The organism is Peribacillus suis, assembly GCF_059384845.1.
Genome location: NZ_CM182019.1, coordinates 1,859,751 through 1,880,607, shown reverse-complemented (window position 1 = coordinate 1,880,607; position 20,857 = coordinate 1,859,751). Strand labels below are relative to the sequence as shown.

Annotated in this window: 25 protein-coding genes; 8 read left to right on the top strand and 17 right to left on the bottom strand. The window is 38.3% G+C overall.

Going from position 1 to position 20,857, the window contains the following annotated elements; genetic code table 11:
• The first annotated feature begins 39 nt into the window (after positions 1-39).
• Complete coding sequence (gene plsY, locus AC503W_RS09240) at positions 40-627, top strand: glycerol-3-phosphate 1-O-acyltransferase PlsY (protein ID WP_427687358.1); 588 nt, start codon at positions 40-42, stop codon at positions 625-627.
• An 84-nt stretch (positions 628-711) separates the two neighbouring features.
• Entirely contained in the window at positions 712-855 is a 144-nt protein-coding gene (locus AC503W_RS09235; protein ID WP_402872669.1) for a YycC family protein, read from the top strand.
• A 256-nt stretch (positions 856-1,111) separates the two neighbouring features.
• On the opposite strand, the gene AC503W_RS09230 is transcribed toward AC503W_RS09235, so the two are convergent.
• Positions 1,112-1,597, bottom strand: a complete 486-nt coding sequence (locus AC503W_RS09230; protein WP_427687360.1) for an NUDIX hydrolase — start codon at positions 1,595-1,597, stop codon at positions 1,112-1,114.
• 92 nt (positions 1,598-1,689) lie between these two features.
• Between AC503W_RS09230 and AC503W_RS09225 the strand changes: the two genes are divergently transcribed.
• Positions 1,690-1,986, top strand: a complete 297-nt coding sequence (locus AC503W_RS09225) for a HesB/YadR/YfhF family protein (RefSeq protein ID WP_402872660.1) — start codon at positions 1,690-1,692, stop codon at positions 1,984-1,986.
• 48 nt (positions 1,987-2,034) lie between these two features.
• On the opposite strand, the gene AC503W_RS09220 is transcribed toward AC503W_RS09225, so the two are convergent.
• The 6 genes from AC503W_RS09220 to acnA all read right to left on the bottom strand — a co-directional run bounded on the left by AC503W_RS09220 (position 2,035) and on the right by acnA (position 7,087).
• Complete coding sequence (locus AC503W_RS09220; protein WP_402989803.1) at positions 2,035-2,328, bottom strand: hypothetical protein; 294 nt, start codon at positions 2,326-2,328, stop codon at positions 2,035-2,037.
• Positions 2,329-2,353: 25 nt separating this feature from the next.
• The gene (locus AC503W_RS09215; protein WP_402872658.1) at positions 2,354-2,770 is read right to left on the bottom strand and encodes an acyl-CoA thioesterase; all 417 of its coding nucleotides are present in this window, start codon (positions 2,768-2,770) and stop codon (positions 2,354-2,356) included.
• A gap of 160 nt (positions 2,771-2,930) precedes the next feature.
• Positions 2,931-3,074, bottom strand: a complete 144-nt coding sequence (locus AC503W_RS09210) for an acid-soluble spore protein N (RefSeq protein ID WP_402872655.1) — start codon at positions 3,072-3,074, stop codon at positions 2,931-2,933.
• Positions 3,075-3,237: 163 nt separating this feature from the next.
• On the bottom strand, positions 3,238-3,366 hold the full coding sequence (locus tag AC503W_RS09205; RefSeq protein ID WP_402872652.1) for an FbpB family small basic protein: 129 nt from the start codon (positions 3,364-3,366) through the stop codon (positions 3,238-3,240).
• 265 nt (positions 3,367-3,631) lie between these two features.
• A complete protein-coding gene (locus tag AC503W_RS09200) occupies positions 3,632-4,165 on the bottom strand; it encodes a TlpA disulfide reductase family protein (RefSeq protein WP_407408721.1) in 534 nt (177 codons plus the stop codon).
• 210 nt (positions 4,166-4,375) lie between these two features.
• Positions 4,376-7,087, bottom strand: coding sequence for an aconitate hydratase AcnA (gene acnA, locus AC503W_RS09195; RefSeq protein ID WP_402959126.1), 2,712 nt, complete (start codon positions 7,085-7,087; stop codon positions 4,376-4,378).
• Positions 7,088-7,471: 384 nt separating this feature from the next.
• On the opposite strand from acnA, the gene sspO reads away from it, so the two are divergent.
• Complete coding sequence (gene sspO / locus AC503W_RS09190) at positions 7,472-7,624, top strand: small acid-soluble spore protein SspO (protein ID WP_402872644.1); 153 nt, start codon at positions 7,472-7,474, stop codon at positions 7,622-7,624.
• 105 nt (positions 7,625-7,729) lie between these two features.
• On the opposite strand, the gene AC503W_RS09185 is transcribed toward sspO, so the two are convergent.
• Positions 7,730-7,993 (bottom strand): hypothetical protein, encoded by a 264-nt coding sequence (locus tag AC503W_RS09185; protein ID WP_402872642.1) that lies wholly within the window; start codon positions 7,991-7,993, stop codon positions 7,730-7,732.
• Positions 7,994-8,107: 114 nt separating this feature from the next.
• Here AC503W_RS09185 and AC503W_RS09180 point away from each other — a divergent pair, with 114 nt between their 5' ends.
• The gene (locus AC503W_RS09180) at positions 8,108-8,245 is read left to right on the top strand and encodes a small acid-soluble spore protein P (protein ID WP_402959128.1); all 138 of its coding nucleotides are present in this window, start codon (positions 8,108-8,110) and stop codon (positions 8,243-8,245) included.
• A 61-nt stretch (positions 8,246-8,306) separates the two neighbouring features.
• Here the strand turns inward: AC503W_RS09180 and AC503W_RS09175 are convergent, their stop codons facing one another.
• The 3 genes from AC503W_RS09175 to AC503W_RS09165 all read right to left on the bottom strand — a co-directional run bounded on the left by AC503W_RS09175 (position 8,307) and on the right by AC503W_RS09165 (position 11,137).
• A complete protein-coding gene (locus tag AC503W_RS09175; protein ID WP_403080154.1) occupies positions 8,307-9,047 on the bottom strand; it encodes a hypothetical protein in 741 nt (246 codons plus the stop codon).
• A gap of 213 nt (positions 9,048-9,260) precedes the next feature.
• A complete protein-coding gene (locus tag AC503W_RS09170) occupies positions 9,261-10,319 on the bottom strand; it encodes an acyl-CoA dehydrogenase family protein (RefSeq protein WP_402872636.1) in 1,059 nt (352 codons plus the stop codon).
• A gap of 281 nt (positions 10,320-10,600) precedes the next feature.
• A complete protein-coding gene (locus AC503W_RS09165; RefSeq protein ID WP_494916997.1) occupies positions 10,601-11,137 on the bottom strand; it encodes a DUF4242 domain-containing protein in 537 nt (178 codons plus the stop codon).
• Positions 11,138-11,271: 134 nt separating this feature from the next.
• Here AC503W_RS09165 and AC503W_RS09160 point away from each other — a divergent pair, with 134 nt between their 5' ends.
• Positions 11,272-11,712: a winged helix-turn-helix transcriptional regulator gene (locus AC503W_RS09160; protein WP_402872632.1), complete on the top strand. Its 441-nt coding sequence runs from the start codon at positions 11,272-11,274 to the stop codon at positions 11,710-11,712.
• A 221-nt stretch (positions 11,713-11,933) separates the two neighbouring features.
• Here AC503W_RS09160 and AC503W_RS09155 read toward each other — a convergent pair whose 3' ends face one another.
• Positions 11,934-12,743 (bottom strand): helix-turn-helix domain-containing protein, encoded by an 810-nt coding sequence (locus AC503W_RS09155; protein WP_494916995.1) that lies wholly within the window; start codon positions 12,741-12,743, stop codon positions 11,934-11,936.
• A gap of 177 nt (positions 12,744-12,920) precedes the next feature.
• Between AC503W_RS09155 and AC503W_RS09150 the strand changes: the two genes are divergently transcribed.
• Positions 12,921-14,879, top strand: a complete 1,959-nt coding sequence (locus tag AC503W_RS09150) for a primary-amine oxidase (protein WP_494916994.1) — start codon at positions 12,921-12,923, stop codon at positions 14,877-14,879.
• 168 nt (positions 14,880-15,047) lie between these two features.
• Positions 15,048-15,473 (top strand): hypothetical protein, encoded by a 426-nt coding sequence (locus AC503W_RS09145; protein ID WP_494916992.1) that lies wholly within the window; start codon positions 15,048-15,050, stop codon positions 15,471-15,473.
• An 82-nt stretch (positions 15,474-15,555) separates the two neighbouring features.
• Here the strand turns inward: AC503W_RS09145 and AC503W_RS09140 are convergent, their stop codons facing one another.
• The 5 genes from AC503W_RS09140 to AC503W_RS09120 all read right to left on the bottom strand — a co-directional run bounded on the left by AC503W_RS09140 (position 15,556) and on the right by AC503W_RS09120 (position 20,839).
• Entirely contained in the window at positions 15,556-16,320 is a 765-nt protein-coding gene (locus tag AC503W_RS09140) for an ABC transporter permease (RefSeq protein ID WP_407408724.1), read from the bottom strand.
• Between the two features lie 8 nt (positions 16,321-16,328).
• Positions 16,329-17,252, bottom strand: a complete 924-nt coding sequence (locus tag AC503W_RS09135) for an ABC transporter substrate-binding protein (protein WP_402959206.1) — start codon at positions 17,250-17,252, stop codon at positions 16,329-16,331.
• 47 nt (positions 17,253-17,299) lie between these two features.
• Positions 17,300-18,082, bottom strand: coding sequence for an ABC transporter ATP-binding protein (locus tag AC503W_RS09130; protein WP_494916991.1), 783 nt, complete (start codon positions 18,080-18,082; stop codon positions 17,300-17,302).
• Positions 18,083-18,316: 234 nt separating this feature from the next.
• Entirely contained in the window at positions 18,317-20,038 is a 1,722-nt protein-coding gene (locus AC503W_RS09125) for an ABC transporter ATP-binding protein (RefSeq protein WP_494916989.1), read from the bottom strand.
• A gap of 9 nt (positions 20,039-20,047) precedes the next feature.
• Positions 20,048-20,839 (bottom strand): ABC transporter ATP-binding protein, encoded by a 792-nt coding sequence (locus AC503W_RS09120; protein WP_402873187.1) that lies wholly within the window; start codon positions 20,837-20,839, stop codon positions 20,048-20,050.
• Positions 20,840-20,857: the final 18 nt, after the last annotated feature.

Here is a 20,857-nt window from a genome sequence, read left to right as displayed (position 1 = left end):
ATAAAATATGAATATTCTTCTTTAAGAAAGGGTTATCGAATGCTTACAATCATCATTATTCTGGCTGCCTACTTAATCGGATCGATTCCATCAGGTTTGTTAATCGGAAAAACCTTTTACAACATTGATATTCGGGAGCATGGCAGTAAAAACTTAGGTGGCACGAACACCTTCAGAACGCTTGGTGTCAAGGCTGGGCTGACCGTAACGATCATGGACATACTTAAAGGTACATTAGCCACGCTCCTCCCATTCTTCCTAGGTGCGGATATGCCTGAATTGCTAGCTGGAATTTGTGCAGTAATCGGTCATATGTTCCCCATCTTTGCGAATTTCCGGGGTGGAAAAGCAGTTGCAACATCAGCTGGTGTCATACTGGCTTATGAACCTTTATTTTTCCTTTTTGCCGTTCTCATATTTTTTATATCCTTATACATAACCAAATATGTATCACTATCATCAATGATTGCTTGCCTACTGGCCCTCATATACAGCCTTGTATTCCATTTCGGCGACTGGGCTCTTATCATCGTGATCGGTATACTGACCGTTTTCATTTTTTACCGTCATCGTGCCAATATTAAACGAATTATCGATAAGACGGAACCGAAAGTGAAATGGCTATAATTCAGCAAGAGAAAAAGCCCATTAGATGGGCTTTTCATCACTTTTTTACCATTAAATATTGAATAGAAGATTAGGAGAGAAACCGTGAAACCTTTACAAATCTCATCAGATACCGCAATAAAGCTTTCTGAGACACTTAACCTACCTTTAGAGCAAATTATGCATATGCCTACACCCATCTTGTTAAAGAAACTAGCCGAGGCCGAAGAAAAAGAAAACAAAAAATAGCATGATCCGCAGGTACGATTTAGGCATGTTTTCTTTTTGCATGGAAAGCATGCCATCTTTATCAATATCCATTACATAATTCGATTCCGAAAAATACATCCCTATAAAAACACCGTTTTTTCATCTCTCACTTCTCCGCACCCTTAACTCCCATGTGTGATGTTAGGAATTCTTCATTCCCCCTACTTTTATATTCATCTACATATGTACAGGAAAATTCATTTTAGTGCATGATTCATAAATAAAAAATGCTCTTTTATTTAGTAAGTAGTAGCGGATAATTATCAGGTAAGGATTTTTTTTCAAAGGAAAGTAGTCGTTCATTTTCATATGTCAAAGCAAATTCGTATAAAGACTGCTCAAATAAAATTTCATTTAAATAATATTTAATATTCGACACAGCTTCATCAGTCTCCATGACCCACTCGTAGGGCTTCCAGGCAAGTTCACCTTCATCACAAGCTATGAGTTCTCCACCTGTGTCTTCGGCCCGATAAACGTACATTCCACTCGTCTCGTTCCATGTTACGATACCACGGAAACACAGTTTATTCACTTTCAGCCCTGTTTCTTCGATTATTTCTCGAGCCATCGAGTCATTGATGGTCTCTCCTTCCTCGATTTTTCCACCAACGCCATTCCATTTATGTTTATTAGGTTCATTATTACGCAAAAGCATAAGAATTTCGACCCTGCCTGATCTTACTCGGGTAATAAAACAAATCGTATAGGGTATATTCATTCTTGATTTTCCTCCACAACATACTTTATTCGCATCTTTACTGCATTTATCTTATAATGAACATGTTCAATTAAAGGGAGGAGGTTCACTTTTTGAAACTACAAATTTCCGACCGGGCTGCCAAATGGTATATCGATGAGTTAGAATTGCCTGAAGGGGCTTATCTGCGCTTTCATGCACGATACGGAGGGGTAAGTACTGTCCAAAGCGGATTTTCATTGGGCATCATTCAGGAAGAACCTGAAGCCATAGCAGCTTCAGATACAATGAGATCAATCACCTTTTATGTAGAAGAAAAAGATACATGGTTTTTCGATGGACATGATTTATTGATCACTTTCAATGAGAAATCTGCTGAGCCTGAATTCGTATACAAAAAAGGAGCTTGACCATGCAGCAGGGAACCCTGCTGCTGTCAGTTTCCCTTGTTTCGCCTTTTACTTGACTAATCTTTCTTTGATATCCTCAGCTTTAAGAATGTCTCTTTGCCGATCCCCCAACAGGTCAAAGTGGGAATAACCATCCTTCCTGTGATGAATCCATTCTTTTCTCAAACCATATTTATCTCCCCACTCCGCTAAACGATCCATGTCCTTACAGCCGACTTTGGTCACTGTCTTGCAACCAGGAAAACGATCATCAAGCCAATAGTGAGTCAAAAACGCAATTTTTCCTTGGTCGATTTGACGTTTCCAGTTAATAACGTCGACCCGCTTAATCCCGAACGCCATACTGTTCACCTCGGTTATGTAAATATCACTTTTTATTTTTTTCATAGGCTTCATGCCACGCTGGAAATAGCCTTCTGATGGACACAGGTTTAAAGTTTTCCTTTTTTACGCAAACATGCACAGATTGGCCGGTTGCCGCCACTTTATTATCCTGGTTCATGATTTCATATCCATAAACGACACGGAGCCCATCATATTCTTCAATCCATGTCTTGATCAGTACTTTTTCACCGTAACGTACAGGTATTTTGTAAGTAGCCTGTATATCCATCACGGGGGAAAGGATGTTCTCCGCTTCCATATCTGCATAACGGAAACCTAAATCATTAATTAATTTCGTCCTGCCAAGTTCCATCCATACAAAGTAATTAGCATGATACACGACTCCCATTTGGTCCGTTTCAGCATACCGAACCTCTATTTCATTTTCTGCTATCCACATTTTGTTTCCCCACTTCCTTTTCAATCGTACTGTCATCATCTTATCATAATTGCAGAATACCTTTAAAGAATAGCGTCTCCGTTCTCGGTTATTGAAATAGAAAAGGTAGAGAAAGAATAACTCCCTTCTCCACCTAGCCTTTAAAGACATGAATTCTTACTTACTCACCTTTAGTTTGAATGACTTGGGCATGCTTTCCTGAAGTATCTTGCATTTGTTTTCCTTTATTTCCTCCACCTGTTCTCGGTTGTGTACCCAGATGGCTCGGTCTAAAGTGTTGTGAATCTTTTTTTGGGTTACTCATTATAAATCGCCTCCTATTTTTAGGATGGTTTTAAAAATGAAATTCATGAGTTCCAGTTTTTGAGTGGTTTTCCGAGAATTCAAATGTTTTTACCACTGCATGTAAAAAAGAGCCAACAATGAAATATTCATCGCTAGCCCTTCTTTTTCATACCCCTATGCTATTATTCAGCCTTTTGCATATGTTTTTGTTCAAGTCGTTCTTCAAGTCTCTCCATCAGCTTTGTATCCATTAACAATTCCTTTTTATTTTCATTAATCAGTTCTTCAAAAGATCGTTTTCTTTTCTTCATATTTTCACCTTCTTACTATATAGTGTATATTCCATCATTTCCAAATTAACGTAAAATTATGACTATACAGACAGTCTGATATAAAGTCTGAATAATCAGTCATTTTAGTTCGCACCAAACTCATTTCACGCGTCTTCTATACTTTAACCCAAATTGGCGGTGAGTAATCTATTTTTTGCAATGTTTTTTGATTTTTCTAAAAACTTGTGACAAATTAGACACATTTTTTAAATCCTACTAAAAAAACGGAATCTTATTGATCCCGTCATTTCATACTATTGATGTTTTGTTCCATTTCATTAAATTGCATCGCTTTAACCATTTTATTTCGAATAATGCCCTCACTATCAATAAAGTATGTTGTAGGTATGGCCATAACCTTATATTGATCGTTTACCGGTTGTTTAGCGCTTTGACTGTCCAATGGAATGGTAAATGTTATCCCATTATCATCAATAAATGCCTGCACATCATTTTCTGGATCAATGTTAACAGCCAATATAACGACATCTTCCCCAGCCTGCTTTGAGTATTTCTCCATATCTGGCATTTCTTTTTTACAAGGAGGACACCAAGTTGCCCAGAAATTCAACATCACTTTTTTTCCTTTATAGTCAGATAAATTCACCTGTTTCCCATCCAAAGTTTCTAAGGTGAAATCAGGTGCTTTGGCACCAATTTTCAGCCCCCCCATCGAATTTCCTTCTTCATTTTTATCAGGTTTATCATCCATTGCTTGAACGATTGCCACCGCTATCAGCGATAGTAAGACAACCGAGGCAATAATTTTCTTTAACATGACCCCGTCCCCCTAATTCCGTTACAATAAAAATATTCATTCGCCAAAAGAAATAGTACATATTCCATATCTGTCAGCCTCTTACATCATCTTAACAATAAAATCATGCTCAGAAAAGGTAAAATCGAAGTCCCTTGTTATATTTCATAACTTTGACACAAAAAAAAACGACAAACCTGACAGGCAGGTTTGTCGTCTTCTAAAAGTTAATTAACCTTTAAGTTTGTTACGTAATACCATTTGAAGGATACCACCGTGACGGTAGTAGTCGATTTCGATTTCAGAATCGAAACGAACCAATACATCAAATTCTTTTACGTTGCCAGCTTCATCAGTAGCTGTAACAGTTACCATATCGCGAGGTTTAACTGTTTCGTCGATCTTAACAGCAATCGCTTCTTTACCAGTTAAGCCAAGAGTCTCAGCGTTTTCTCCTTCTTTGAATTGAAGAGGAAGAACACCCATCAATGCAAGGTTAGAACGGTGAATACGCTCGAAGCTTTCAGCGATAACTGTTTTAATGCCTAGAAGGTTCGTACCTTTTGCAGCCCAGTCACGAGAACTTCCCATACCGTAATCTTTACCAGCAATGACAGCAAGACCTGTTCCATCAGCTTTGTATTTCATACATGCATCATAGATAGCCATTACATCGCCTGTAGGCCAGTAAGTAGTGTAACCACCTTCTGTACCTGGAGCAACTTGGTTACGGATACGGATGTTGGCGAATGTTCCACGCATCATCGCTTCGTGGTTACCACGACGAGAACCATAAGAGTTAAAGTCACGTGGTTTCACTCCGTTTTCACGTAAGTAGATACCAGCTGGAGTATCTTTACCGATTGCACCTGCAGGAGAGATATGGTCAGTTGTAACTGAATCACCGAATTTACCAACTACGCGCAATCCAGTAAGTGGGTTAACTGAACCTGGTTCAGGTGATAATCCTTCAAAGAATGGAGGATTTTGAATATATGTTGATTTAGAATCGAAAGCATAGATAGCTTCATTGCTTGTTTCGATATCATTCCAACGTTTGTTATCGTTGAATACAGTTTCGTATTCTTTACGGAATAATTCCGGTGTAACTGTTGATTTAACAGCTGCATTAACTTCTTCTTGTGATGGCCAGATATCAGCAAGGTAAACATCGTTACCGTCTTTGTCTTTACCAAGAGAATCATTGTTAAGATCGAAGTCCACAGTACCAGCAAGTGCATAGGCAACAACCAATGTTGGAGAAGCAAGGTAGTTTGCTTTCACTAATGGGTGAATACGACCTTCGAAGTTACGGTTACCAGAAAGTACAGATGTTACAAGAAGATCTGCTTCAGCAACTGCTGCTTCGATTTCGTCTGCTAATGGACCTGAGTTACCGATACATGTTGTACATCCGTAACCAACGATGTTGAATCCTAATTGATCCAAGTATGGTTGAAGACCTGCATCACGAAGGTAACCAGTAACAACTTTAGAACCTGGTGCTAATGATGTTTTAACATAATCAGGAACAGTCAAGCCTTTTTCAACCGCTTTTTTAGCAATAAGACCTGCTCCAAGCATTACGTATGGGTTAGAAGTATTTGTACAGCTTGTGATTGCAGCAATAGCGATCGCACCTGTTTTCATAGTAGTTTCTTTGCCATCAGCAAATTTAACTGTTACTTCTTTATCCAATTCAGCATCAGTCATGCCAAAACCTTGGTTACCCATAGGTGCATTGATTGCTTCAAGGAAAGATTTTTTCATTTGAGAAAGTGGAATTAAATCTTGTGGACGTTTAGGTCCTGCAAGGTTTGGCTCAATAGCTGAAAGGTCGATTTCCACAACATCATTGTATGCTGGGTCTTCGTTTTCAGGAGTATAGAACAATCCATTTTCTTTGCAGTATGTTTCAACCACTTTAATTTGTTTTTCATCACGGCCTGTTAAGCGCATGTAATCGATTGCTTCAGCATCAACCGGGAAGAACCCAACTGTAGCACCGTATTCTGGTGCCATGTTAGCGATTGTTGCACGGTCAGCAAGTGGAAGGTATCCAACTCCTGGGCCGTAGAACTCAACGAATTTACCAACTACGCCGTGTGCACGAAGAACTTGAGTAACTTTCAATGCAAGGTCAGTAGCAGTTGTTCCGTTAGGAAGTTGACCAGTAAGTTTTACTCCAACTACTTTTGGAACTGGGAAGTATGAAGGTTGTCCAAGCATACCTGCTTCAGCTTCAATACCACCGACACCCCATCCAAGAACACCGATACCGTTAATCATTGTAGTATGTGAATCTGTACCGAATACAGAGTCAGGGAATACTTCAAAGTCTCCGTTTGGTGTTTCAACAGCATGGACTACGTTCGCAAGGAACTCAAGGTTTACTTGGTGAACGATACCAGTTGCTGGTGGAACAGCACGGTAGTTGTTGAATGATTTTTGAGCCCAGCTTAGGAACTGGTAACGCTCTGCATTACGTTCAAATTCAAGATCCATATTGGCATCAAGAGAATCAGAAGTTCCTGCTTTATCAACTTGTACTGAGTGGTCAATTACAAGGTCAACCGGAATTTCCGGGTTAATTTTATCAGGATCTCCACCAAGTGCAGCGAATGCATTACGTAGAGAAGCTAAATCTACGACTACTGGTACACCAGTGAAATCTTGTAGGATAACGCGTGAAGGCTTGAATGGAACATCTATATCTTGTTGCTCGCTTGTTCCCCATTTAGCAAGGTTTGCAACATGTTCTTTTGTAATAACTCTTCCGTCTACTTGGCGAAGTACCGCTTCAAGTAGGACTTTAATGGAATATGGTAGGCGTGATACTTTGCCGTCCCCTGCTTTTTCAATAGCATCTAAGCTGTAGTAGTTGTAGCGTTGTCCTTCAACTTCAAAAGACTTACGCGCTTGATATACGTCATTCTTTGTCATGAATATTACCCCCTATTAAACTGTCAGAACAATTCTGCACATAAAAGTAAAACCTGGTCATTAAAACCATGTTTACAATGGATATAAGTAAAAAAGTTAGTTTGATGAAATTTATCTCTCTTCTCCCACCCTAACTCTTCCTTCTACCTAATAGTAATATAGAATTCAGCATAAGTAAATAACAAGAAAGTTATTGTTTTTGATAAGTTTAGCTTATGTGAAATCCCTTACTTCTTATTAAGATGCCCATAGCACGCCCATTAAAGGCTTCATTATTCTTAGCTTTTCGCAAAAACAAGCTGATAAATTATTCCAACAAAACATATTTGAAGTTAATACATAATCATCGTTCCTTATGACACTCTATGAAATGGAGGTGATCTAATGGCAAAGCAAAAAGCAAATCATGTAATACCGGGAATGAACGCAGCAAAAGCACAAGGCAATGGCGTGGGCTACAATGATGAATTAGGTAATGAACCACCCTTAACCGAGGTACAAAGGCAAAACAATAAAAAGCGCAAGAAGAATCAATAAATAAGAAGGAATCCATAAAAGAGGCTTTTTGAAGGTGCTAATCTTCAAAAAGCCCATTTTATTAGGTAAACGCACATCTAAATCTGGGCCTATAGGATTCCTTTTTCAATAGTCATCTGAATTGACTTCGTTCACGATTTCCTGTATATCCTGTTCATACTGCTTCAATTGTTCACGCTGGTGTTCAGATGCGTTGACTAAAGCAGATTGAATTTGCTGATAAGCTTCATTCACTTCCTGTTTCACATGTTTCAGTTCCGTTCCATAATTCGGTGCCGTCTTTTCAATCGAAGAATAGGCATCATTTACTTGTTTGTAGCTTTGCTGGGCTTCTTGAAAAGATCTCCGCTTATCTTGTTTGTCCTGCATCAAATTCAGCTCCTCAATAAGTTTTCATCTTTAGGATGTACGATGCTTTTATAAATATGCTTGTGAATAACTTTCAACGAACTGATTATCTTAATAAGTAGGAGGGGATATCATATGAGTAAAAATGATGGAAAAGGCATGCAAAAGAATCAAGGAAAAAAATCAGGTCAGCCTGAACCTCTAAGTGGTTCTCACAAAGTGAAAAACAGACAGCACTCTCGACAAAAACATAACAGTAGTCACGATATGTAAACACCCGTTTTAAGAAAAAACGGTGCAGCCACTAGCTGGACTGCACCGTTTTTTTGTTTGTTTACTTCACCTTTATTTTATATGCTCCGCTCCCATATTGAATCAGAACATGATAACTCCCCTTTGGTAAAGACAAGCTGAATGAACTAGTACTAGGTTTTTTAACATGATAGTCGGTGTGTACCGTTTTATAGACCTTCCCCTTCGCATTCACTATCAAGATATCTCTTTGTTCTTTGGGTGTATTGTTATAAGTGATTGACACTTTCCTTTTATTCTTCACGGTGAACTTCAAATAATCTTTATCCGTAAATTCTTGTAGGGCACCATAATAGTTTTTACCTGTTTTTATCGTGTTTGCTGTTTTTACTGTATTGTTACTTTCCCTTTCATAATACTCGCTTGCTTTGAACTTAGCTTGCACCTTGTAAGGCTTATCTTTATTTCCGGAGATGACAATATAGTATGTACCCTTCTTTAATCCGATTTCGTTGGTTTCGGTACCATTGGTTGTTTTTGTGTAATAGTCATCAAGTCGGCTGCCCTCGCTGTCCAAGACTTCAACATACCAACTTCTACTTTTATACGTTTTAACAAAAACTTTCAAATTTCCATTTTTCTTGAGTTTGACTTTGAAAACCTGTTCATAATTAGTAACAGATAGCTGTCCCGTATAGTTTTTGTCAAGGCTTATCGTCTTCGCTTTTTTCAAATCCGTCGCTGCTAAAGCAGGTTGCAAACTCGTTAGCGATAGCACAAGGACGGCTAACGCACAAAATATACTTTTCCAATACTTTTTCAATGAAACATCCCCCTTTTCGGGAATAAATTAGATAATATTCCCAAAATTAAAATAACCCATTTTCCCATTTACCACACTAATCTTCTTGTACTATTTTAGTTCTGATCCTTTATCTTTTTAAAAAATGCCGGGCCTTTATACCCATTTAAGATGTAATAGAGTTGTTTTCTTCACTAAAAACCCCCATGAGTAGAAAATCTCATGAGGGTTAGGTTATACAGTAAGGACTTTTTCCAAATGTTTAACTGTCGGTGTCAAGTTTGCAAAGAAATACGCTTCCCTAAGTTTCCTCGATGGTGCGCTGTCTTTCAGATAACCGGCACTCCCATTATGAAGCATATTCGTTTGAACAGCCTTAAGGGTTAGGTAAGCGGTTTTAAGGCGAATATCTGCAATCTCTTTCCAGTCAAGTGAATCATTATTGAATAAGGTTAAAATCTTTTCCTGTATGTGTCGCTCTTCTTCTTGCAGTTCATTTGATTGGGTTCTCAAGAATTGATTACAGCCATTCTGCTTTTGACATACCTTTTCAATCGCCATGATAGATGATTGGGTGACGCCCAGGCCGAGAGGAATTTGATAGGCAATAAATGCCGGACGAATTTTTCCCACGAACAAATCGGCATTTTCAGACAATACCCATTCTTTAGGTATAAATACATCATTAAAGGAACATGCATATGTAGAACTCCCGTTAATCCCCAGGTAATCTACCTTTTCTTTTAGCTTTAGGCCGTCTAATTTACAAGGAACCACGGCCATTATTCGTTCATTTTCGCTAACACCTGCGATTAATCCAAACCAATGGTTCTCTCCAAGATTGGAAACGGACGCCAATACACCATTAACAATATAGCCACCTTCAGTCGGTTTCGCGCTCAAATTCAGTTTTTCTAGCCCCGCGTAATACTTCATTGGATTGGATAAACCTGTTGCCCCTAGGACTTCACCGTTTTCAAAAGCTGATAATAACCTAGTTTTCATTTCTACATTATCGGTTTTTCGGATATAGGTTAAGGCAGCCAAATGACACCAGAGACAAAACGCTGTTGTCATGCATACTTTAGCTGTTTCTTTAACTACATACATTTCATCTAATAAAATTTCTTTTTCCGTTTTATTAGTGGAAGAAAACAGACCGGCCTCACCGAGCTTTTTCAAAAATCCTTCAGCATAAAAAGCCTCAGCATCTATCTTCTTTACGAATGGTCTTAACTCCTTTTCAATTAATTGTTCGATCATAGGTTTTTTATCCACTACGCATGATTCCATGACCACAACTCCCCTATTTTCATTCCGCCTTTGTATAAAACCTTAAAAGTAATGACTTTAATGATGGTTCTTTTATGTATAGGATCGGACGACTATATTAACCTGTATTTTTTAAACACTTTGGAAAAACACTTATTCATATTAGTTTAGTCGGTTTAAGGTTATTTTATTATACTGTATATAAAATTGCAACCATCTAATCAAAATTTTCAGATTATAATTTTAAGTAAAAAAGGACACCCAAACTTAAAGTTTAGGCGTCCCTCGTTTCTCAAATAAAATTATTTAGTTTCTGTATGAATTTCGGTAATGGAAGTAATTGGTGTTTGTACTGCTTCACGAGCACGCTTAATTGCAGCTTCATCAGGTGCATCATAGAAGCAAAGACATTTAGTCATATCTTCACACACATACGTTCTTGAGAATGCCACTTCAGGCACCTCTTGATAATGTACGGAATTCTTTTTCTTTCTTGCCAAGTATTGATTCATCGTAAGATTTTCCGGGATATTCCATTCAACTAAATAATTGACGACTTCATTGTTTTTCTTCACATCTTCTAATTCCTTACCAACTAGGCGAACTTCTTTCACAAGTTCCACAGGAATACTTGAACCTTTTAATGTCTCAGTTGCAGCATTTTGGTCTTCCCCTTCAATAATGAAGAATGAACGGGAGAAATCTTTCGATAGTTGAAGCTCCACTAATGAAGCGTTGCTCTCCTTTAAATCCGCTTGAAGTTTTGACACCTTTTGATCCAGTTCTTCTTTACTTGACACGATATCTTTCAATGATGATTCAATTAAAAATAGTCCCATGATAAAACCCTCGCTTTGTATTTTTTAAGTGGAAATCTTTATAAGGTTATTTTATTATACTTAGTTAAAAAAAGCAACTTTGTTGTTTTTTAACTAACTATGGTAAAATCAAATCAAACATTGGAGGGATACTTATGAAAACTAGGTACGATTTGCCTTGTAATATCGCACAGTCACTTAATATCATCGGTGATCGATGGACCTTATTGGTAGTACATGAAATACTAAACGGGCATACCATGTTTAACGAAATAAAAAAAGCGCTAAATGGAATTTCTTCCAATCTTTTATCAGAACGGTTGAAGTACTTAGAAAAGGAAGGTCTCGTTACAGCAGAACTTTATACGGACCACCCTCCTCGTTACCGTTATACATTGACTAAAAGCGGCGAAGAATTAGAAGATGTCTTCAATTCACTTATCATTTGGGGAAGCCACCATCTTCAAAAATGCTATAAACAACTAATCGACCCTGTAACAGGCGACGAAGTGAGCATAGGCTATTATTCTAAAAAAACGGGAGAACTAGTTCAGGACATAAAAGTTGTTCCAGTAGAGAAAGAATTTCAAAGGTAAGCACCTATCCATCACCATAAAAAAGAGAACGTCCTAACACTTGAAAAGTATCAGGACGTTCTCTTATCTTCCCCAAATAGCCAATCTCTCGTTGGCTTAATCCAACCTTTATTTTCCCGCTATACATTCAATTTATCTTTCTTCTACAACACTTAAGTGCTGTATAGCTAGACTTCATTTACATAAAAAAAAGAATAATAGAACACTTTGAAAGAACCACTTTAAGAAATAACTTCTTTTAGTAGCTTTCTATATTCGAAAGGCGTCATTTGGGTGAATTTTTTAAATTTCTTATAGAAATGAGAAGTATCATAGGAACCGCTTTCGACAATATGCGTTTCTAGATTAAATGTGCCACTATAGATTTCTTGAAGCGTGTATTGGAAATTCAACAGTTCCAAAAAAAGTTTTGGTGGTATCCCGACCTCATTTTGAAAAAGCGTACGCAAATAACGCTCAGAGTACCCTGTATGCGCTTCAAAATCCTTGACGTGTATATTACCTTTCGAACGTATGCTAATGTCCATGCAACATTTCACAATAGCACTATTAGGTGAATGGGAAGTACAGTTACTTAGAAGAAATGATTCGAGTGTGTGTAGTTTTTCCTTTAATGTAGAAATTTCTAGGAGTTGATTATAAAGTACGGAAAAGGAAGGGGCAACCTCAAATAAGGCTAACTGAATATACTGGTTGATTTCTTTCATAGATAATACAAAAGAAAACAATGTCTGGAGTGGAAGTGAACGAATGCCAAAGTATGTCGTGTTTGTTTTAAAGCTATAGGCCTGCCTTATTTTGGGACTTGGAATCAAGAAACAATCGTCCTGATCCCCCTCCATATTAAAGATAATATCGACACACCCATCAGGTATTCCGGGTAATAAAACGGTTGGTTCTACATTTGATGACACTTTAAATTGGTATACATATGCAACAGAACTTTTTAAAAATAATGTAGGTTCGAGCAAGTTGATATGTTGTAATCTTTGATTCCACTCAGGTTGAATAGGCTTAAATACTGTATCCATAGGTTATACCCCTCTAGAAATATATTTTTAAGGAAATTTTATATTCATGTCAAAAATACTGACTATTTTCTTTGGGATTTTCAATCTACTATTGGATACTATTAGTTCCGTTTTTTACATTGTAAACTAAATATTCTGACTATAGAATAAATTTATATACGAAAGGAGATGTTACATGTGGATATTTTAAAAGAAAAAACTTTAAAGGTAAATCACCCGTTAGCACCACTTACCGTTGAAGAGATTCAAAAAGCTGTGAGCATAGTGAAAATCGAGAAGAATTTAAGCGAAAAGGTGCGCTTCCCAACAGTAACATTACATGAGCCTTTAAAAGAAGTAGTATTAAATTACACTGATGGAGATGACTTCGAACGAGAAGTTTTTATAGTATTACTAGATAACGAATTAAAGACAACGTTTGAAGTCGTTGTCTCATTAAATACATCGTCCATTGTTCGATTTGAAGAAATCCCAGGTGTACAGCCGGGAATAATGCTTGATGAGTTCTTAGAATGCGAGAATTTGGTTAAGGCAGACCCTGACTTTAAAGTAGCTTTATCTAAACGGGGAATTGATAACCCAGATTTAATCATGGTAGACCCATGGTCGGCAGGATACTTTAATATTCCTGAAAATGAGGGTAAACGGATCGCTCGTGCTATCTGTTGGCAGAAAAAATTCGCGGATGATAATGGGTACGCTTATCCATTAACAGGAATTGTCGCGTACGTTGATTTGAATAAAATGGAAGTTGATCGTATCGAAGACTACGGTGTACGTGAGATACCTACTGTTGATGCTAACTATTATCCTGAAACAAGTGATTCAATAGAGTTTAGAACGGACCTGAAGCCACTAGAGATCATTCAGCCAGAAGGTGCAAGTTTTACGGTAGAAGGAAATTTAATCAAATGGCAAAAATGGAGTTTCCGATACGGGTTTACCCCTCGCGAAGGACTTGTGCTTTACACTGTGAATTACAATGATAAAGGAAAGGACCGGCCCATCCTATATCGCGGAGCATTGTCTGAAATGGTCGTTCCTTATGGAGATGCATCCTTTGCACATAACACACAAAATGCTTTTGATGCCGGAGAATATGGAATGGGTCAATTAGCTAATTCGCTTGAGCTAGGTTGTGATTGTTTAGGACACATTCATTATTTCGACGCGGTATTAACGGATGGGGCTGGCAGTCCTCGTACGATTAAAAATGCAATTTGCCTACACGAAGAAGATTATGGAATCGGATGGAAACATACAGACTGGCGTACTGACCATGTAGAGGTACGTCGCTCACGGCGCTTAGTCATTTCATTCTTCTGTACAGTAGGAAATTATGATTATGGTTTCTATTGGAGCTTCTATCAAGATGGTACGATTGAGGTTGAAGTTAAGCTAACAGGTATATTAAATACCGGTACATTTAACGAAACCGGGCAATCAAAATACGGTACGGAAATTGCCCCTGGCTTAAACGCTGTACATCATCAACATTTCTTTAACTTCCGGTTGGATACATTGCTCGATGGTGTGAAAAATTCAGTGGTGGAAACCGAAACACTTGCTGAACCAGAAGGTCCGAACAATCCATATTCAAATGCATTTTATCCAGTATCACGTACATTCCAACATGAAAAAGAAGCTGTACGTATTTTAGATATGCCAACCCAGCGTACATGGAAAATCATCAATAAAAACTCAAAGAATGTCGTTAATCAGCCGGTTGGTTATAAAATTATGGCTGGTGAGAACTGCCTTCCATTTGCGCATGAAAGCGCAAGCGTCATCAAGCGCGCAGGATTTATCAAAAATCATTTACATGTAACACAATTTAACCGTAATGAATTGTATGCAACAGGAAATTACCCCAATCAACATAAAGGTGGAGACGGGCTTCCCAAATATATTCAAGCAAATCGATCGATCGATAATGAGGATATCGTTGTATGGTATACAATGGGACATCATCATATTACACGTCCGGAAGACTGGCCGGTTATGCCTACTGCCTATATAAATTTCCAATTGAAACCTGTTGGCTTCTTTGATCGTAACCCCGCGCTTGATGTACCGCGTGCCGCAAAACAAAATTCATGTTCCGTCAAGATTACTTCTTCAACCTGTTCACATTAAGAAACCATTATTTCACTTCTTACACAAACTGAATGGAGGAAGTTTATGATAGGACTAGTCAGTCTTAGTATTGTTGTAATTTTAACGGTGTTAACTGGCTTCACCTTTCGACAACATTATAAACAAAATCATATGGCTAGTTGTTTAGCTATGTTTGTGACAATGACCATGAGTACAATTATCGGAATTTTAGTAGCTATATGGATTCCAGACATGGTGCTATCCACCATAATCGCTATGATAGGAAGCTTGGTTTTAGTTATAGCATTAACCTATAAGTTGCCTGTAAAAATATTCATCGAAAGCCTAGGGGCACTATTTATGGGAGCGATGATGGGAGCAATGCTTAGCTTTATGACAACAAATTATCTAGAACTAAGTATTGTATTTTTTACAACAATCTATATTGCGAGCGTAATCATGGCAATCGGGCTATGGAATAAAGAAGAATACCCCATTTTCAGGAAAGCCATTCCTTCCACAATTATTGTGACCGTGTCGTTGGCTGTATTAATACTAGGCGTATCCACAGTAGCTACAACTTTAGGTACGTATGACGAAAAGGAAAAGATTGAGCAGCACCACCATCACTAAGAGTATTATAGATGAAAAAAACTGAAAGAAAGGCTTAGCACTAGGCTAACATTTCTTTCAGTTTTTGAACTATAATCACTGTTTAATTTGAAAAGCTTCCCCAGTGCTTGCCTACCCAGCGCTCAAACAAACCAATCAATCGATCCAATAGAAAGCCGCAAACACCGATGAAGACAATTCCAGCCAATACATAATCAAGATTTAATGTATTCCTTGCATCCACGATTAAATAACCAAGACCTGATTGGGCACCTACCATTTCACCTGCAACCAAGAAAATCCAGGCCGTACCAAGCGCAAGGTGAAGACCACTCACGACGGAAGGAAAAGCCGCTGGAAAAATAATCTTCATCATTAATTGCAGCTTCTTGATTTCTAGGTTTTCCGCGATTTTCAAATAAGAACGATCAATTTTCTTGACCCCCGCTACAGTCGTTAATAGTACAGGATAAAACGCTGCTATGAAAATGATCGCAATTGCTGGCATGTTTCCGATGCCAAACCATAGGACGATAAATGGGGACCAGGCTACCGGTGAAACCGGCCTCAGCACTTGTACGATGGGATCCACTATATTCCAGAGACGAGGAGATCTACCTAGGAACATTCCTAAAAGAACCGCTGGAATGACCGCCAATAAATAACCTGCAATAAACCTCCCGAGGCTCACTTTTAGGTGGACCAATAACGTTCCATTAACTATGAGAGCAACGATCGCTTTACCAACACTTAAAGGTGTAGGTAAGAGGGCTTCTTCATACCCCCCTATCCAAATGATCAATTGCCATAGTAGAACTAATACAACCATTCCGATAAAAAAATTCATTAGTTTTTTTAATAGTTCCATCATCATAATCACATCGCTTTATCAATATATGTATTGTCCACGAATTCTTCAAAAGATGGCGGGTTTTCAAATAAATCCATCTCGATCACTGAATTGCGGAGCTTATTGTATTCATCTTTTTCAATGCGTAATCCATCAAATGATATCCATTCAAGTGATAAGTCGAGTACTTCTTTCTCTACCTTCATATATTGATCAAATGAATTAAATAAATCTTTATCTTTATGTTCTGCCTGTTCACTGGTTTTTACGTATTGTGTCACCAGTGATTGGGTGGCGGTTTGGTTGGATTGAATAAAGTCATTCCTCAAAACAAGTACACAACAATACGAATTAGGCCATATTTCATCCGATTGGTGTAGCACTTTCCCTTTATCAAGTTGAACGGCCATCGCTCCAAACGGCTCGGCTACTGCATAACCCGAAATTCGATTTTCGGACAGTGCTGCCGGCATCTCAGCAGGAGGCATCTCGACAACGTCCACATCCTCATAGTTCAATCCTTCTTTTTTAAGCATTTTATTCAACAAAATATTCTGAGTCGAGTATTTATGAGGAATCGCAAATGTTTTACCTATTAAATCTTTTGTACTTTCAATCTCCTTCGATGAAATGATAACATTCCCATCTTTATGACCGAGTGCAACAGCTTTTAAATCAATACCTTTCACTTTCGCCTTCATAGCTAGCTCCACTAAAACAGAGGCACCTTCCACCCGACCCGTATTTAAGGCATCCATTAAATCGGGCCAGGAGCTGAACTTAACAAGCTCGATATTGTACTCTGCAAACTCCCCACCATACAGGTGGTTATCCATATAGAGAACACCAGCATGAGTAATGGGAAGATAGCCAATTTTAATAGTTGGTTTGCCTTCTGGTTGCTGTGTAGGCTGTGCACATGAAGTCGTAAATAGCAAAATGAAAGCCATTAGTATCGAAGCACCCCACCTTTTCTTGCTCAAAACCCCACTCCCTCTCAGATGTTATACTCCGGAACGAATTGATTACCACTCAACTTGAATTCTTCTAGAATCTTCTTTCGATAATAATGAAAATCCCCATGTGTCCGATCACGTGGTTTTACAAGCTTAATAGGAATATCTTTAAATATTCTCCCTGGGTGTGACTCCATGATCAATATTCTGTCCGACAAATAGACAGCTTCATCTATATCATGAGTAACAAGTAAAATCGTCGTCTTCTTCTTTTCTTGTATTCGAAGAAGTTCGTCTTGTAAATGATACCGGTTGAATGTGTCCAGTGCCGCGAAAGGCTCATCCATTAAAATGACATCAGGTGCAATGGCAAGTGCACGTGCAATCGCAACACGCTGTTGCATCCCGCCAGATAATTGATGTGGAAACTGATGCAGATGTGCTTCAAGCCCTACTAACTTCAATGCTTCCATCACCCGTTCGTTTTTTTCCTCATTAGATAGCTTTTCTCCGGTAAGACCAAGCTCGACATTTTTCAGAACCGAACGCCACGGAAGGAGATTGATTTGTTGAAACAGCATGACACACTTTTTAGTTGGGCGATTTATAGATTTACCATCTAGAATCACGCTTCCTTCATCCGGCTTTTCAAAGCCTCCAACCATATTGAGAAGTGTACTTTTTCCACATCCGCTTTTTCCGAGTAACGTGACGATTTCCCCTTTTTCCACATGGAAAGAGACTTGATCAAGAACATGAATTGTTTGTTTATTAGTTAAAAACGATTTATTTACATTGGTTACTTCAATGATTTGCTGTTGCAAGAGCTATCCTCCTAAAATATATAAATATTCCAATTAGTTTAGTTGGTTTTAAGTTATTTTATTATACTGCATTCAAAATTACAACCTTAATTTCTGTTTATTTTCAATAATCCGCATATTTAACAGGAATCAAAGTGATTCCCATTTAAATGTTCTACTACAAAATGCTTTTTCTTTGCAATCAAAAAAAAGGATTCACCAATATCCTGGTGAACCCTTTTTTAGAGCGCTATATTATACGGTTTGAGCAAGAATCAATTTCTTATATGCTCCTTCGTGATGAATTAATTTTTCATGAGTTCCTTGTTCTCTTATTTGGCCGTTTTGGACGACGATTATCCGATCAGCATGCTTAATCGTCGCTAGCCTATGTGCAATGATAATGGTCGTTCGATTTATAGAAAGACGCTCCAATGCCTCTTGAACGGCCTTCTCTGTTTCGGTATCCAATGCCGAGGTGGCTTCATCAAGTATTAAAATGGGAGGATTTTTCAGGAAGATACGGGCTATTGAAACCCTTTGCTTTTGCCCACCTGACAATTTCACACCGCGCTCCCCGATTAGCGTATCCAACCCCTCAGGCAAATTATCAATCACACTCATTAATTGAGCATCCTCGATTGCCTTGTTCAATTGTTTGTCTGTAGCATTCGTGTTCCCATACATGATGTTCTCACGAATCGTTCCTTCAAAAAGGAATACATCTTGCTGTACGATTCCGATATGCTTTCGTAAAGAACTTAATGTGAAATCCCTGATATCCATGCCATCAATTTTTATGCTACCTGATTGAATATCATAGAAGCGAGGCAATAAACTGCTTATCGTGGTCTTTCCACCACCAGATGGTCCTACCATGGCAATCGTCTCCCCAGCTGGCACACTGAAGGTAATATCGTTTAGGATGTTTCTATTTGAGTCATACCCAAAAGAAACATTTTCAAATGTCACATCACCTTTAACCCCCTCGATGGTTACTGCCCCATCCCTGTCTTGGATATCCGGCAGCATATCAACCAATTCGAGGTACCTCTTGAACCCTGCATACCCCTTTGGTAACGTTTCAATAATGGCGCTTATTTGTTGAATCGGCGCTACGAAAATATTGGATAACATAATAAAGGCTACAAATTCACCGTACGTCATTTTCCCGTGAATCACATACCACGCACCACAGCCCAATACTGTCAGGGCGACCAATTTCATCAGAAGGAAATTTATCGAGGTACTCCATGACATGATTTTATAGGCTAACAATTTTGTATGACGGAATTCTGAGTTTGAGCGGTTAAATAACTCTATTTCGTGAGATTCCTTGGTGAAAGACTGAACAACACGAATGCCACTAATATTATTTTCAATACGGGCATTGTAATTTGCAATGTCACCAAACATGGAATGGAACGCCTTAGTCATCTTACGGCTGAAGTATACCGACAAAACGATTAAAAAAGGAACAACGGCAAATACGATGACCGCTAGCTGCCAATTGATTTGAAACATGACGAAGAATGCACCAAAAATGGTCATGAATGCAATGAATAAATCTTCAGGACCATGATGGGCAACTTCTCCTATATCCATTAAATCACTCGTCATCCTAGAAACTAAATGACCCGTTTTATTATTATCAAAGAATGTGAAAGATTGTTTTTGAAGTTTTGAAAATAAATTTTTCCGAAGGTCCGTTTCGATATTAATTCCAAGTTTATGTCCGTAATATGTTACGACATAGTGCAACCCTGTACTCAACAAGTAGATACCAAGGAGCCCTACACAAGATAGGATGATGATCCTCCAGTTATTGCTCGGTAGTAATTCATCAATAACCTGGTTTACGGCCAAAGGGAATATCAATTCCAAAAGGGCGATGAAAACGGCACTTGAAAAGTCAATGATGAATAGTCCTTTATAGGGTTTATAATAAGCAAAAAAACGCTTGATGACGAAAAACATGCTATCACCTCATTTATTCCGAATTAAATCATACGTCATGCATAATGGTTTTCCTGTACGAGGATCCTCTACGATCTCCGCATCAATATTGAAGACTTCTTTCAGTATTTCTTTTTTCATCACTTCTTCACTCAGCCCTTCTTTTACAAGGACACCATCTTTTAATGCAATCATGTTGTGTGAAAATCGCGAGGCATGGTTTAGATCGTGCAGTACCATTATAATCGTCCGATTTTGCTTTTCATTCAAATCTTTCAACAGCTCGAGTACCTCAAGTTGATGTGCCATATCCAAATATGTTGTCGGCTCATCCAAAAAGATGATTTCCGTTTCCTGAGCTAATGCCATCGCAATCCAGACACGTTGCCTCTGTCCACCGGAAAGAGAATCGACGGGGCGAAATTTGAATTCTGCCGTATTCGTGGCCTCCAGGGCCCAATCTATTATTTCATAATCTCTTAAAGATAATTTACCAAACCCTTTTTGGTATGGAAAACGCCCGTAAGAAACGAGCTCCTGAACAGTTAAACCAACAGGAGCATCTTGGGTTTGCGGCAGGATGGCCATTTTCCTTGCCAATTCTTTAGTATTTTCCTTTGCTATCGACTGACCATCTAGCAACACACTTCCTCTCATATGAGGAATGATTCTAGTGATAGCCTTAAGCAATGTAGATTTTCCGCATCCATTCGGCCCAATTATAGTAGTGATTTCATTACTCTTGAATTGAAGATTCATATTATCGACGATGATGTGATCTTGGTAGCCTACATACAAATCTTTTGTTAATAAGTGGCCCATATCATGACCTTCTTTCAG